Here is a 14304-nt window from a genome sequence, read left to right as displayed (position 1 = left end):
CCGGGCCCTGCAGAACTCATCGTGGACCTCAAGGGGTCGAGCGAGCAGGGCAGTGACCCGACGGCACCTGGGGTGCATCAGCGGCCCGTCCAGGACCGCCGACGCGAGGAAGGTAGTCCAGTGAGCACGTCGAACGCCGAGCGCTGGGTCGACCTCGCCGAGGTCGACAACGTCCGCGACCTCGGCGGCCTGCCGTTGAGCGACGGAGGCTGCACCCGGCGCGGGGTGGTGTTCCGCGCCAGCACGCTCCAGGAGGCCACCGAGGCCGACGTCGCCCAGCTCGTCGGCATCCGCCGGCTACGGACGATCGTCGACCTCCGGCTGCCCGCGGAGGCGGCTCGCGAGGGTCACGGCCTGCTGGGCACGCAGGACGTGGAGGTCGTCAACCTGCCGGTCCGCAAGGGGGAGTCGACGCTCCTCGACGTGGTGGTGCCCGACTCCCGGACCACCGACCTCGGACTGCTCTACCAGCAGCTGCTGGTGGGGAGCGCGCCGTCGATCGTGACGGCCGCCCGACTGATCGGGGACCCGGCAAGGCACGGTGTCGTCTTCCACTGCGCGGCGGGGAAGGACCGCACCGGCGTGCTCGCTGCGGTGCTGCTCGACGCGGTGGGCGTGCTGGCGGAGGCGATCATCGACGACTACGTGATGACGGCCGAGCGGCAGCACCGGGTGCGGGAGCGCCTGGTGCGGATCCCGGCGTACCGGAACCTGCCGGCGGTCGCCCAGGGCGTGATGGCGGTCGACGGCGTCGGGTTCGCCCGCTTCGTCGAGTGGCTCCAGGCGGATGCCGGTGGCGGCGCCCGGTTCCTGCTGGACCACGGGCTGACCGGCGACGAGCTCGCACTCCTGCGGACGGCGCTCCGCGACGAGCCGGGCGTCTAGCGACGCGCTAGCTCCCGAGGGTGCGCAGCCAGCCGAGGAGGGCACGGGTGTGGTGGGCGCCGACCTGCACGTCTCGCCACAGCCGCGCCACCGGGTCGCCGTTGTCGAGCGCGTGCCCGCGCACGCTGCTGAACACCAGCTCTGCGCCCTCGACCGCGCGCTCCACGGCGAACCGCTGCTGCTCGAGCGGCTCCTGGGGCAGCCCGTCCGGGTCGGGCATCCGCGCGACGAGCACGTGGACGGCGGCGTCGAGCTGCGAGGCGGCCCGACCGATGCGGGCCGGCGACAGACCGGCCGCGCTCACGTCCTCGCCGCCGTGGGTGATGTCGACGCGTCGTCGTACCTGCTGGAGGTGCTCGTCCAAAGCTCCCTGCGCCGCTCCGACCAGTGCCATCGCGGCCAGGGCGCCGACCGGCGTGAGCGGACCGTGGGATCCGTCCTCGGGAGCGGTCCACGCATCCGTCGGCAGCGCGACGCCGGAGACGGCGACGTCCTGTGCGCCTGCCGCCGTGAGACCGATGCTGTCGACGGACGCGGTCAGCGTGCAGTCGGAGGCCGGCACGACCACCAGGCCCACCGGGCCCGGGCCGTCGGAGGACGACCGCCGCGCGCTCAGCACCAGCCAGTTCGCGTACGTCGCTCCGCTGACACCCGGCCAGGTGCCGGAGAGCCACAGCTCGCCGTCGCGCTCCTCGACCCGCCCGGCGGGCTCGAGACTGAAGGCCACCAACGGGTCGACGCCGGGCTCGCCGCGGACGCGCTCGCGCACCGAGCTCGCGAACGCGGCCAGCAGCCACGGGGCAGCGGCGGCGTTGGCGGTCATCCAGCCGGTCGATCCGCAGGCGCCGGCCACCAGCCGTACGACGTCGAGCCGCTCGGTCGCCTGCAGCCTCAGGTCGTCGACAGGGTCGAGGGCGAACAGCCCGGCGTCCATGAGGGCCGCCAGGACCTCGGTCGGGATCCGACGCTCGGCCTCGGTCCGCGCCGCCTCCTCACGGATCCTCGGCACCACCTCGGTGACCCTGTCGTGCAGGAGGCTGTCCACGGCACCATGCTAGACACCACGAGCGACGGAGGAGTGCGATGGACCTGACGGCAGATGCGCCGAGCAGTGGGGCCGACGAGGTCGATCCCCATGCCGACCTCCTCGCCACCGTTCGCGCGCTGGTGCCCGAGCTCGCGCGCGACGCCGCCGACGTCGAGGTGAACGGCGCCGTCGACAGCTCCGTCATCGACCGGCTCGACGAGGCCGGCCTCTTCCGGATGTTCCGGCCGGCGCGGTACGGCGGCGCCGAGGCCGACCCCGAGGCCTTCTTCCGGGCGATCCGACTGCTGTCGCGCGGGTGCTTCGCGACCGGTTGGGTCTCGTCGCTGATCGGCGCCCACGAATGGCACCTCTCGCTCTTCGACGAGCGCGCGCAGGAGGACGTGTGGGCGGAGGGGAAGCGCGCCCTCATCACGTCGTCGTACACCCCCGACGGGCTGCTGACGCCGACCCGTGGCGGCTTCCGGCTCTCCGGTCGGTGGCGTACCGCGACCGGCGTCCACCACGCCGACTGGTCGTTCCTCGGCGCCCTCCTGCTCGACGAGGGCGGGGAGCCGGTGGACTACGTCGGAGCACTGGTGCCGGCGGCCGACTACACGGTCGAGGAGAGCTGGGACCCGACCGGCCTGCGCGCGGTCGCCGCCGACGCAGTCGTCGTCAGCGACGCGTTCGTGCCGGAGTACCGCACCTTCGGCTGGCGCGAGCGGACCCGGCAGCAGGACCCAGAGTCGGCCGGCCACCTCGCGCCGGTGCACCGGATGCCGTACGCCACCATCCACACCCACGCCGTCGCGATGCCGATCGTCGGTGCCGCCGAGGGTGCCTACGCCGCCCTGGTCGCCGAGCGCCCTGAGGCGGACGGGCTGCCGGCGGTCAGCCGCGCGGTCGTCGGCATCGAGGCCTCCTGGGCGCAGCTCAGCCACAACCTCGCGGTCCTGATGGACCACGCTCGGGCCAACGCCGCCCCGGACACCGAGCTCGTGATCAGGTCACGCCGCGACCAGGTGATGGCCGCGGAGCGTTCCCTGCAGGCGATCGGCGTGTTCCTCGACGCCGCCGGCACCGAGGCCTGGGGGCGGCGGCACCCGCTGCAGCGGGCATGGCGTGAGGCGCAGGTCGCGCGTACCAACGCGGCGAACGCGGTGGAGGACACGCTCTCGATCTACGGTCGCTGGGCCTACGGGCTCGACATCGGCGACCGCTGGTGGTGACGGGCCGAGGGCGGCGTACGACCTGAGCGTCCCCGCCGCTCGTGCACTTTCGGTGGACGATGGAAGGCGATGGAGAGCCGGGTTCCTCAGGCCGCTATCGGGGTCGGCGTGGCGCGGTCGGTCTCGTCTGCAGAGACATCGTGTATGCGGGTGCCGCTGCGTTCGGCGCCGATGCCTGCCGCGACCACGAAGCCGATGCCGAGCAGGCCGAGGAGGTTCGGCTCCTGGTGCAGCGCTAGGAATCCGATGAGCAGCGCGAAACCCGGTTCGAGCGCCATCAGGGTGCCGAAGGCACCCGTCGTGAGACGCCGAAGTGCCAGCAGCTCGAGGGTGAACGGCACGACCGGAAGCAGGATGGCGAGACCGAGGCCGACGAGCAGCAGTTCGGGGGTCAGCTGTCCCACCACCCCGGGGCCGGCGATGACTGTCGCCACGAGGGCCGCGACCGGCATGGAGATCGCGAGTCCGCCGATGCCGCTGACGGTGTCACCGACCTTCTGGGTCAGCAGGATGTACGCCGCCCAGCAGGTCGCTGCGGCTAGGGCGAACGCGACGCCGACCGGATCGGCGGTCCCGGCCCACGGCTGGGTGAGGCAGAGCACCCCGCCCGCCGCCACCAGCGCCCAAGCGCGGGCGACACCTTGGCTGCGGACCACCGCCACTCCGAGTGGCCCGAGGAACTCCAGCGCACTCGCAGTGCCCAGCGGGAGCCGGGCCACGGCCGCCATGAACAGAAGGGTCACGCCTGCGGTGACGACTCCGAGGGCGCTGCCCGCCAGGAGCGTGTCGCGGCTGAACGCCGAGGGCCGCGGCCGCACGATGACCAGCAGCAACACGCCAGCCCAGAACAGCCGCAGCCACGCTGCGCCCCCGGCGCCGACCTGGTCGATCAGCCCGACGGAGGCCGCCAGGCCGAGCTGGACGAACAGCATGGACACGACGGCCATCGAGGCGCCCGCGCGAGCGGAGGAGTGAGACATGACCACCAGTGAACGGATTCCATTCGTTCACGTCCACGTGATTTTGCTGGACATATCGTTCAAGAAATCGAAACAATATCCACATGGACGTACGCCGGCTGCGGTTGCTGCTCGAGCTGTCCCGGCTCGGCTCGATGCACGAGGTCGCCGCCGAGCTCGGCACGACCACGTCGAGCGTTTCCCAGGGGATCGCCGCGCTCGCCCGCGACGCCCGAACCCCCCTTGTCGAGCCCGACGGCCGACGAGTGAGACTCACGCCTGCCGGCCACCGCCTGGCCGAGCACGCGGTCACCATCCTCGCGGCCGTCGACGCCGCCCGCCTCGACCTTGACCCCGCCGCGGAACCCGCGGGTGTGCTGCGGGTCGCCGGGTTCGCCACCGGCATCCGCCGATCCCTCCTGCCCGCCATCGACGACCTCGCCCGCACGCATCCCCAGGTCGAGGTTCGCGTCCACGAGTACGAGCCGGGGGAGGCCCTCGACCTGCTCGCTCGAGATGACATCGACCTCGCCATCACCTACGACTACAACCTCGCGCCCGCCTCATGGCGCACCGACCACGACGTCGTGCCGCTCTGGGAGATCGAGTGGGGACTCGGGGTGCCGACATCGCAACAGCGGTCGCCGTTCACGGCGTACGCCGACCACGACTGGATCGTGAACTCCCGCCATACCGCCGACGAGGAGGTACTGCGCACTCTCGCGTCGATGGCAGGTTTCACCCCCCGGGTCGTGCACCGCATCGACGCACTGGAGCTCGTCGACGACCTCATCGTCGCCGGACTGGGCGTCGGGCTCCTGCCCCGGGGGCGCACCTCCCGCCGCGGCGTCACGGTCCGCCCGTTGCGCGACCCCCAGGTGAAGCTGCGCGGCTACGCCGTGACACGGCGTGGCCGCGACCGGTGGCCACCCCTCCGAGCGGTGCTGGAGCGACTGGCGCACGGCTAACCCGATGCTCACTGACGTGGGCGTTACCAGATATCGAAATTTCGGCGTACGTTGGCTGCAGAGCCCACGCGAGACGACTGCGCCGATCGGCGCAGCGACTCAAGCCCAGGACCCGGTGTGGGAATGGGACGGCCCACTCCCTGGGCCGGGAAGGCTCGACATGACGCTCGATCGTGGCGGTGCGCATGCCCGCAGCAAGTCCGCTCCTCAGGCCCCTCGATCTGACGGGCGCAAGCGCGCCGTTGGCGAGGGTGGTCTTCGTCGCACGCTGATGTCGACCGCGGTCGTCCTGCTGGTCACTGGCCTCATCGTCCTCGCCGTCACGGTGGGACGCTCACCAGCAGCCCACGCCGCGCAACCCCCGGTGGGTCTGGGCACTGCGACCTCGTTCGCCGTACTCGCGGGGACCACCGTCACCAACACCGGCCCCTCGAGAGTCTCCGGCGACCTTGGAGTCAGCCCCGGCACGGCCGTCACCGGCTTCCCACCCGGCCAGGTTGAGAACGGGGTGATCCACGCCGCGGACGCGGTCGCCCTCCAGGCGCAGAACGACCTCACCACGGCCTACAACGACGCGGCAGGAAGGTCACCGGTCGTCGACAAGACCGGTGACGATCTCGGCGGGGAGACTCTGGTGCCGGGCGTCTACGGCGCCAACACGACCATGGCACTCACCGGCACTGTCACCCTCGACGCACAGGGCGACTCCTCGGCAATCTTCATCTTTCAGGCGGGCTCCTCGCTGCTCACGGCGAGCGGGAGCAGGGTGGCACTCGAAGGCGGCGCCCAGGCGTGCAACGTCTTCTGGCAGGTGGGGAGCTCGGCGACCATCGGAACCTCCACGAGGTTCGTCGGCACGGTGATGGCATTGGTCAGCATCACGGTCCAGACCCAGGCCACGATCCGGGGCCGCGTCCTGGCGCGGAACGGTCAGGTCAGCTTGGACACCAACACGATCACCAGGCCCACGTGCGCCACGCCTCCCACAAGCACACCCCCCACCACGGCGACCACCACGGGTACGACCACGGCGCCGACCTCGGCCACCACGGCCACCACGGCTACCTCGGCGACCACCGCGACCACGGGCACGACAGCGCCCACCACGACCAGCAGCCCCACCACGACCGGCCCCACCACGACCGGCAGCCCCACCACGACCGGGCCCACCACGCCAACCGGCACCGGAGGCGGGCCAGGGAACCCGGGCGGACCAGGAAACCCGGGCGGACCAGGAAACCCGGGCGGACCAGGCAATCCTGACCAGCCTCCGGGGTCCTCCTACCCGCCGTGGGTTCCCCACGGGCACCCGCCGACCGGTCAGGCGCCGGCGGTCCCCGAAACCTCGGACGGCGGCCTTTGGGTCGGGGGAGGCATGTGCATCCTCGGCGTCGCGTTCGGTGCCGCAGCTGCCTGGCGTCCCCGATCGATCCGCCTCACGTGACGGGGAGCAGAGCCCTTCCCTACTCCTGGCGAATGCTGCTTGTCGTCGCGATCTGCACGACGCTGGGCGGGGTCCTCCTCGCCGTCGGGCTCTCGCGCCCGGTCGATCATCCGGCAGGCGAAGGGGCTAGGTCCGCAGCCAGCCCCAGCCCTGAGACGCCCGCCCCGGCGACGTTGGGGCGCGACGTGGCCGTCAGACCGCGGAACGGCCTCCTCCCGGCACGCCTGGAGATCCCGGCCATCGACGTGACGACACCCCTCGTCCGACTCGGGCTGATGCCCGACCGAACCGTCGAGGTGCCCGGCAACGCCGACCGGGCCGGCTGGTTCCACCCCGGACCCGTGCCAGGACGACGAGGGTCCGCGGTGATCCTCGGACACGTCGACTCCCTGCAAGGTCCCGGCGTGTTCGCACGCCTGCAGGAGCTCAAGCCCGGCGACGCGGTCACGATCGAGCGTGCCAACGGCTCGACCGCCCGGTTCGTGGTGAGCCAGACCATGCTCTACGCGAACGCCGACTTCCCCGCCGATCGCGTTTACGCCGCCCAGGACGGCCGCCGCCTCAACCTTGTCACCTGCGGCGGGGCCTACGACTCCACCCGCGGCGGCTATCAATCGAACCTCGTCGTCTACACCCGCTTCGTTCCCGCACGCGTCGGCTGAGCCATACGCCCGCCGGAGCAGTCGCGCACGTGCGAGGCGGCCAATAGCGGTCAATCCGCGAGGGCTTTACGCAGGATGAGCTCTGTCGGCTCCTCAGGAAGGAACAGCGCCCCGCTGTCGACGTAGCCGAGCCGCCGATAGAAGTGTTGTGCCGTCTCTGCGGAGACCGTCGACGTGAGGACCATGTTGTGGCCAGCGGCGACCTGAGACTTCTCCCACGCCTCGACCAGCGTCGTGCCGACTCCATGCCCGCGATGCTCAGCGACGACCCAGAGGAAGTTCATGAAGGGAACCTCGTCCCAGAACATGCCCCACCGCAGGCACCCGACGGCCGCCCCATCAACCGCTGCCACCATCACCCGTCCCAGGGCAACGAGGTCAGCCAGCATGTGGCGCGAGACGTGGCCATCGACCTCGCTCAGAAATTGCAGGTCCGAGTCGCTTGCGATGCGGGTTGCCACGCTCATGTCGTCACCATTCCACCTCAGGTTGCTGGTGCCCGCACCTCAGCATCATCTCGGCGGATCGGGTGCGTCATCGCGACTCGCGTTCATAGCCGTGATGAGAGGTCCCTTCACATGGACCTTGTTTCAGCCGCTGGCCAGACGCCGGAACTCGAGCGTGGGTGTGGACCGGCACGGCTGCATAGGCTCGGCGATATGGGAGCCGCACGAGTGTCGGATCAGGCCCAGTCCGTCGTTGACGCGATGCGCGCGTCGGTCACGGCGGCTACCGAGTCGGCGTCGGCCCGGTTGAGACGGGTGCGGCGGTGCGACGGCAAGCTCCTGCTCGAGCTGGAGGTCACCCGGGGCCTCGCCGAGGCGCCGCCCGCAACTCCGGTCGCGGCGCTGCGGGCGCTGCGTGCCCTGTCGCTTCGCGGCGTGGTTCGGGCGCTGGAGAGGGCGGCCGACGACGACGAGGTCGCCGGTCTCATCGCGCACACGAGCGGGGAGATCGGGTTCGCGCCTGCGGCGGAGCTGCGGGCCGCGGTGGACAGGTTCCGCGACTCCGGCAAGCGCACCGCGGCTTGGGCCGAGACGTTCGGAGAGATGGGACCGGGCAACTCGGCCTACCACCTCGCCAGCGCGTTCGAGGAGATTTGGCTGCAGCCGACCGGTGACCTCGGCCTGGTCGGCGTGACGGCCAGCGCGGTGTTCGTCCGCGGCACATTCGACAAGCTCGGTGTACAGACCCAGATCGGACAGCGACACGAGTACAAGGCCGCCGCCAACACCTTCCTCGAGACCGACCTGACCGCACCGCACAGGGAGATGCTGGAGGCGCTGGTCGGGTCGATCACCGATGGCATCGTCCGCGACGTCGCCTCCGCACGCGGGATGACCGAGGAGGCCGTCCGGCACGCGGTGGACCGGGCGCCGCTGAGCGCGCAGGAGGCGCTCGAGGGCGGGTTCGTCGACCACCTCGGCTATCGCGACGAGCTTTACCGGACGCTGCGCGAGGAGCTGACCGAGCGCGACGCGGAGCCCCGGCTGCGGTTCGTGGAGCGCTACGAGCAACCGGGCGGTCCGGTGGCCCGGCTGACTGGCGGCGCCCACCTGCCGCAGGCTGTGCGCCGACGGCGGGGTGTGGTCGCGGTCGTCGGCGCCCACGGCCCCATCCACTTGGGGCGCAGCGGCGGCCCCCACTCCGTCCTCGGCCACAGTGCCGGCGCGGACACGGTGACCGCGGCGCTCCGGTCGGCTGGGAGGGACGACCATGTTCGTGCGATCGTGCTGCGGATCGACAGCCCGGGAGGCTCGGCGGTGGCCTCCGACGCGATCCGCCGGGCGGTGCTCGAGGTGCGCGCTGGCGGCACCCCCGTCGTTGCCTCGATGGCTTCGCTCGCGGCCTCGGGCGGGTACTTCATCGCGATGCCGTGCGCCCGGGTGTTCGCCAGTCCGGGCACGCTGACCGGTTCGATCGGTGTTTTGGGCGGCAAGCAGGTCGTCTCGAACACGCTGGAGCGGATCGGGATCACCCGCGGCACCGTGAGTGCCGGCCGTTACGCCGACATGTTCTCCACCGACCGCCCGTTCGACGAGGAGGAGTGGGCCCGCGTCGAGGGCTGGCTGGACCGGATCTATGAGGACTTCACGAGCAAGGCCGCACACGACCGGGACCTGCCCCTCGAGCGGCTGCGCGAGCTCGCCCGCGGGCGGGTGTGGACCGGCGCCCAGGCTGCCGAGCACGGGCTGATCGACAGTCTCGGCGGTCTCAGCGCCGCGGCCGACGCCGCCTGCGAGCTCGCTGGCACCGACCGCTTCGACGTCGAGGTCCGGCCTTGGCCGCGGCCGAGCCCGCTGGCGATGCTGCACCCGCCGGAGAACAGCGAAGCCCCGGCGGCTGCTGCGGCGACCCCTGGGGTCGAGCTGCTCGGCGAGGGCGTCGGCCCGGTGGACCGGCTGCTGACGCTGATCTCTGCGCGGGCCGGGCTGCCGGTGCACGGCGCGCTCACTGTGCCGTGGCGGATCGTGCTCCGCTGAGGCCGGGCCACGGCCGAACAGTCAGCCGGCCCGAGTCACCCCTGGTGACAGGTCAGCGAACGCGGTGGTAGGAGCGGGTGAGGCTGGAGGTCCACGCGACGCACGCCGCAGCGGGCGCAGCGCACGTAGAGGACTCGGCCCTCCGAAGTCTGATGGCTTGACTCGGTGAGCCAGCCGTGCTCGTGGATGGCGTCCGCGCGCCGAGGCTGCTCAGCTGCGATGTCGGTCATGGTTGCCAGCCTGGTGTAATGGCCTTGTGCATCTCAACCCTTACGGCGAGTACGCCGTGCTCATGGCTGCCTCGCTCGCCGACGACTGGCCCGACGACCGTGCGGGCATCGAAGCCCGGACCCGGAAGTTCGGCATGACGATGGACTTCGCTGAGTCGCCCGATGACCACTGGCGCACGCGCGGGGTGATCGACGAGTGGCTTCGCGTCGTAGACGCGTCGGAGCCGGGGGAACGTGCGCGGTTGCTCAACGACCTGATGGCGCACGCGGCCGCGTATCCGCGGCTGACTGACCACGGGCGGGAAGGGTGGCACCTCCACTACCGCGACGACGCCAACGATTCGCTTCCCGACGTGCTACGAGCGGTGATCAGCGTGGGCACGGCGCTGCACCTGACCACTCGAGGCATCCATCGTCTGAGCAGGTGCGCTGCGGGGAGGATGAAGGGAGACCCGTGCGCTGCGGTGGTCGTGGACGTCACCCGCAACGGACGGCAGCGCTATTGCTCGGTCCGCTGCGCCAACCGCGCTGCGGTCCGACGACACCGCGCCAGACGCTCCATGACCGTCCACTGATCGGTTCGCCGCGCGAACCCCGGAGCACCGCAGCCGACGGCGGAAATCATGTCGACGCCGTCCGGTTTCGTTGTCGCGCCGACGGCGGTGGTGCGACGATGAGTCGTGTTGCCGCAGCCGCCGACGAGCTTCGTCGGCCGGGAGCGTGAACTGGCCGAGGCGCAGAGCCTGCTGGCCGGTTCCCGGCTGCTCACGCTGACTGGCCCTGGCGGGGCAGGCAAGACCCGGCTCGCGATTGAGTTGGCGCGCCGGTCGGCGGCCGATTTCTCGGGCGGTGCAAGGTTCGTGCGGCTCGCTGCCGTCCGAGACCCTGCGCTGGTGCCAGTCGAGGTCGCGGGTGCGCTCGGCCTGCAGGACTCCCGCGGGACGGCGCTGCTGGATCACCTGTCGGCGAACCTGTCCGGGCGCGAGTTGCTGCTCGTCCTCGACAACATGGAGCAGGTCCTCGAAGCAGGCGGCTTCGTGGCCGACCTGCTCGCCGCCACGGACGCGGTACGCATCGTCGTGACGAGCCGCGCACCGCTCCACCTTGCGTGGGAGCAGGAGCTGCCCGTCCCGCCGTTGTCGGAGGCCGTGCAGCTCTTCGCGACGCGGGCGTCTGCCTCGGTTCCCGGGTTCTCCCTCACCGCCGGGCACGCGGCCACGGTCGGGAAGATCGCCGAGCGGGTCGACGGTCTGCCGCTCGCAATCGAGCTTGCAGCCGCGCGCGTCAGGGTGCTGCCTCCTGAGGCGATCCTCGAACGGCTCGATGACTCGCTGGCGTTCTTGGTGAGCGACAGCCGTGACGTCCCCGACCGGCAGCGAACGCTGCGCGCCACCATCGCGTGGAGCCATGAGCTGCTGAGTGAGCCCGCACGGCGGCTGTTCTCGGTCTGTTCGGTTTTTCGGGGCGGCATCGATCTCACCACCCTCGAGGAGGTGTGCTCCGCGACCGGAGCCGCCCACTCGCTCCTCGACCCGGTGACGGAGCTCGTCGACCACAGTCTGCTTCGCCGCGCCGACCGTGGGGAGGCGCCGAGGTTTGCGATGCTTGAGACAGTCCGGGAGTTCGCGGCCGAGATGCTCGCAGACAGTCAAGAGCAACTGGTCACCCGCGGTGCGCACGCCCAGGTGTTCTGGCGGCTTGTCGAGCACCTGCCGCGGCCGCCAGCCGCTCCGAACCGTGCTGGGCTCGACCTGCTCGAGCTCGAGCACGACAACCTCCGGGCGGCCCTCGACCACCTTTCCGCGACGGACCCCGGCACCGCACTGCGGATGGCGAACCGGCTTTCGGGCTTCTGGTCGATCCGGGGCTACTTCTCCGAGGGACGCCGGCGACTGGCTGCACTGCGTGACCTCGTGCCAGACCACGACCGCGAGTGGCTCGACGCGCTCACGTGCGAGGCCTGGCTGGCCACCGACCAGGGTGACAGGACGGCCGCCCTTCCGTTGCTCGAGCACGCCGTCGAGCGCGCCAGAGCGGCCGGCGATCAGGCGCGCGAGGCCGAGGCCCTGCTGTGCCGCGGCCGCGTCCGGGGGATCACCGGCGACCCGACGGGCTTCGGCGATGACATCGAGCAGTCGCTCGCGCTCCGCGAGGCGTCCGGTGACCCCGCAGGCTTGGCCGGCGCGCTCTGGTTGGCCGGGGCCGCTGCGCACTATCAAGGCGACGGGTTGCTGGCCATGCAGCGACTGGAACGCAGCGTGGCTCTGAGCGCAGAGGTCGGCCTGTCGGTGATCCGGGCACGTGCCCTGCAGTTGCTTGGCGTCGTACGCCTCGACAATGACGACACCAGCGGCGCCGAGGTGGCGCTCACGGAGGCCCTCCCCGAGATCCTCGATCTAGGCGATCGCTTCGCCGTGCCGATCGGTCTGAGCGGGCTCGCCGGGCTCGCGGCTCGGCACGGGCGGCCCCGGTCGGCGCTTCGGCTGTCCGGTGCCGCCGCGGCCTACGAGCAGGCGAACCAGACCCACAGACCGCAGTTCATGCGGTCCGTGTTGGACCGTTGGCTCGCCCCCGTCGTCGCCCAGATCGGCCCAGCGGCGGAGCGGCTGCAGGACGAGGGACGCGGCATGCCGCTCGACGAGGCCATCGCAGCCGGCCTCGATCCGCGGCCCGAGGACCCGTGGCATGTGGGCACGTCACCGGCACTGACGGTTCGCGAGCGGGAGATAGCCGCGCTGGTGGCCCTGGGCCTTTCGAACGGTGAGATCGCCGCAAAGCTGGTCTTGTCGGTCCGCACCGTGGAAACACACGTCAGCCGCGTGCTCGCCAAGCTCGGCCTCAGAACCAGGGGCCAGCTCACCGCCTGGGCCCACCAGGAAGGGCTGATGGCCGACGTACGTGGCGACGTTACGTAGTTCCGCTGACGCCAGGGACGTCGCGCCCGCCGCATCCTGGGCGCATGAGCACCACAGACTGCGACGTACTGGTCGTCGGCGCCGGGCCGACCGGCCTCACCCTCGCCATCCAGCTCCTCTCACGCGGTGTGCGCACACGCCTCATCGATCAGGACCCCGGGCTGCCGAAGCTCAGCCGGGCGATCGGCATCCAGCCGCGCACCATGGAGACGCTCGACATGATGGGCGTGGCCGACCGACTGCTGGAGATCGGGCATCGCGGCCTGCGGACGAGCGTGTACGTGGGCGGCCGGCGGCAGGCCGGCATCGACATGACCTGTGCCGACTCCGAGTACGCGTTCATCCTGCACCTCCCCCAGCACCGGACCGAGGAGGTGCTGCGGTCGCGGCTCGCCGAGCTTGGTGGGAAGGTCGAGTCGGGCATCGAGCTCCTCGGCTTCATCCAGGACGCGGACGCGGTCACCGCATCGCTGAGTGATGCAGAGGGTCGCGAGGTGCAGGTCACCGCATCGTTCCTCGTCGGCTGCGACGGATCACACAGCAAGGTGCGTCGGGTGCTGGACGTGCCTTTCGAGGGACAGCCCTATCCCTTCGACTGGCTGCTCGCAGACACCGAGCTCGACGGCGGCGGGAGAAACGACGAAGTGCAGGTCCACTGCGGTCCGGGTGGGCAGCCGCTCGCGCTGATTCCGATCGACGGTCGCCTCTGGCGAGTGTCAGCCCCGATGCCGGCCGACCGCGGCGGTGCAGCGCCCACGCTGGAAGAGATCCAAGGACTGGTTGACGCGCGCGGGCCGGGCGGGATCGTCGTCCATGACCCCGAGACGCTCACCTGCTTCCGCTGCCAGATCCGGTCCACCGACACGTACCGACGCGACCGGGTCTTCCTGGCCGGGGACGCCGTCCACATCCACGCCCCCACTGGCGCGCAGGGCATGAACCTCGGGATCAACGACGCCGTCAACTTGGGCTGGAAGCTGGCGTACGTGGTCGCCGGCCGGGCGCCGGACACGCTCCTCGACACCTACGCCGCCGAGCGCCGACCGGCGGCACAGCAAATGATGGCCTTCACCGACAGCATGGTGCGCTTCGTCATCGAGACCTCTCCTCTCAAGCGGACCCTGAGGAGGGCGATGATGCCCTTGCTGCGGACGCCGCGAATGAGGCGGCGCCTCGCGAACCGCATGGCGCAACTTGCGATCGCCTACCCGGACAGCCCGATCTCGCAGCCCGGGCGGGTGCGCGGCCTGCCGACGCCGGGCGCGAGGATGCCCAACATCCGCCTGCACGACGGCCGCACCATGAACGAGGCGCTCCGGGACGGCGAGCACGTGCTCGCTGGCCCGGACGACGGCCTGCCAGGTCGGGTGTTGGTCCGACCTGACGGCTATGTCGCGGCCATCGGGCGCGACGGCCACAGCTCGGCGATCGACGACTACCTGCAGAGTGTGCGGACCCCCGCGCACAGCGGCAGATAGCGGCCACCATTTCCACAGGAATCG

At 71.2% G+C, this 14304-nt stretch carries 12 protein-coding genes; 9 read left to right on the top strand and 3 right to left on the bottom strand.

Translation table 11 applies throughout. The annotated features are described in order from the left end of the window. The coding region (locus tag D0Z08_RS29690; protein ID WP_147381580.1) for a tyrosine-protein phosphatase at positions 1-885 on the top strand (885 nt) is incomplete at its 5' end. Between the two features lie 7 nt (positions 886-892). Here the strand turns inward: D0Z08_RS29690 and D0Z08_RS29685 are convergent. Continuing rightward, the gene (locus D0Z08_RS29685) at positions 893-1930 is read right to left on the bottom strand and encodes an acyl-CoA dehydrogenase family protein (RefSeq protein WP_118928896.1); all 1038 of its coding nucleotides are present in this window, start codon (positions 1928-1930) and stop codon (positions 893-895) included. A gap of 38 nt (positions 1931-1968) precedes the next feature. On the opposite strand from D0Z08_RS29685, the gene D0Z08_RS29680 reads away from it, so the two are divergent. Further along, entirely contained in the window at positions 1969-3141 is a 1173-nt protein-coding gene (locus D0Z08_RS29680; RefSeq protein ID WP_118928895.1) for an acyl-CoA dehydrogenase family protein, read from the top strand. An 86-nt stretch (positions 3142-3227) separates the two neighbouring features. On the opposite strand, the gene D0Z08_RS29675 is transcribed toward D0Z08_RS29680, so the two are convergent. Continuing rightward, a complete protein-coding gene (locus tag D0Z08_RS29675; RefSeq protein WP_118928902.1) occupies positions 3228-4121 on the bottom strand; it encodes an EamA family transporter in 894 nt (297 codons plus the stop codon). An 83-nt stretch (positions 4122-4204) separates the two neighbouring features. Here D0Z08_RS29675 and D0Z08_RS29670 point away from each other — a divergent pair, with 83 nt between their 5' ends. The 3 genes from D0Z08_RS29670 to D0Z08_RS29660 all read left to right on the top strand — a co-directional run bounded on the left by D0Z08_RS29670 (position 4205) and on the right by D0Z08_RS29660 (position 7174). Next, positions 4205-5068 (top strand): LysR family transcriptional regulator, encoded by an 864-nt coding sequence (locus D0Z08_RS29670; RefSeq protein ID WP_118928894.1) that lies wholly within the window; start codon positions 4205-4207, stop codon positions 5066-5068. A 160-nt stretch (positions 5069-5228) separates the two neighbouring features. After that, positions 5229-6512: an ice-binding family protein gene (locus tag D0Z08_RS29665; RefSeq protein ID WP_220454445.1), complete on the top strand. Its 1284-nt coding sequence runs from the start codon at positions 5229-5231 to the stop codon at positions 6510-6512. A gap of 32 nt (positions 6513-6544) precedes the next feature. Further along, positions 6545-7174, top strand: a complete 630-nt coding sequence (locus tag D0Z08_RS29660) for a class F sortase (RefSeq protein ID WP_118928892.1) — start codon at positions 6545-6547, stop codon at positions 7172-7174. A 50-nt stretch (positions 7175-7224) separates the two neighbouring features. Here the strand turns inward: D0Z08_RS29660 and D0Z08_RS29655 are convergent, their stop codons facing one another. Beyond that, positions 7225-7641 carry a GNAT family N-acetyltransferase gene (locus D0Z08_RS29655; RefSeq protein ID WP_118928891.1) on the bottom strand — a complete coding sequence of 139 codons (417 nt, stop codon included), beginning with the start codon at positions 7639-7641 and terminating at the stop codon, positions 7225-7227. Positions 7642-7833: 192 nt separating this feature from the next. On the opposite strand from D0Z08_RS29655, the gene sppA reads away from it, so the two are divergent. From sppA to D0Z08_RS29630, 4 genes are all read left to right on the top strand, one after another. After that, the gene (gene sppA / locus D0Z08_RS29650) at positions 7834-9657 is read left to right on the top strand and encodes a signal peptide peptidase SppA (protein ID WP_245994644.1); all 1824 of its coding nucleotides are present in this window, start codon (positions 7834-7836) and stop codon (positions 9655-9657) included. Positions 9658-9913: 256 nt separating this feature from the next. Continuing rightward, positions 9914-10462, top strand: coding sequence for a CGNR zinc finger domain-containing protein (locus D0Z08_RS29640; protein WP_118928888.1), 549 nt, complete (start codon positions 9914-9916; stop codon positions 10460-10462). Between the two features lie 105 nt (positions 10463-10567). Further along, entirely contained in the window at positions 10568-12802 is a 2235-nt protein-coding gene (locus D0Z08_RS33255; protein WP_118928887.1) for an ATP-binding protein, read from the top strand. A gap of 44 nt (positions 12803-12846) precedes the next feature. Next, positions 12847-14280, top strand: a complete 1434-nt coding sequence (locus D0Z08_RS29630; protein WP_118928886.1) for an FAD-dependent monooxygenase — start codon at positions 12847-12849, stop codon at positions 14278-14280. The last annotated feature ends 24 nt before the right edge of the window (positions 14281-14304 follow it).

This window comes from Nocardioides immobilis, assembly GCF_003515065.1.
Classification (GTDB): domain Bacteria; phylum Actinomycetota; class Actinomycetes; order Propionibacteriales; family Nocardioidaceae; genus Nocardioides; species Nocardioides immobilis.
This window is presented reverse-complemented; position numbering and strand designations above follow the sequence as displayed.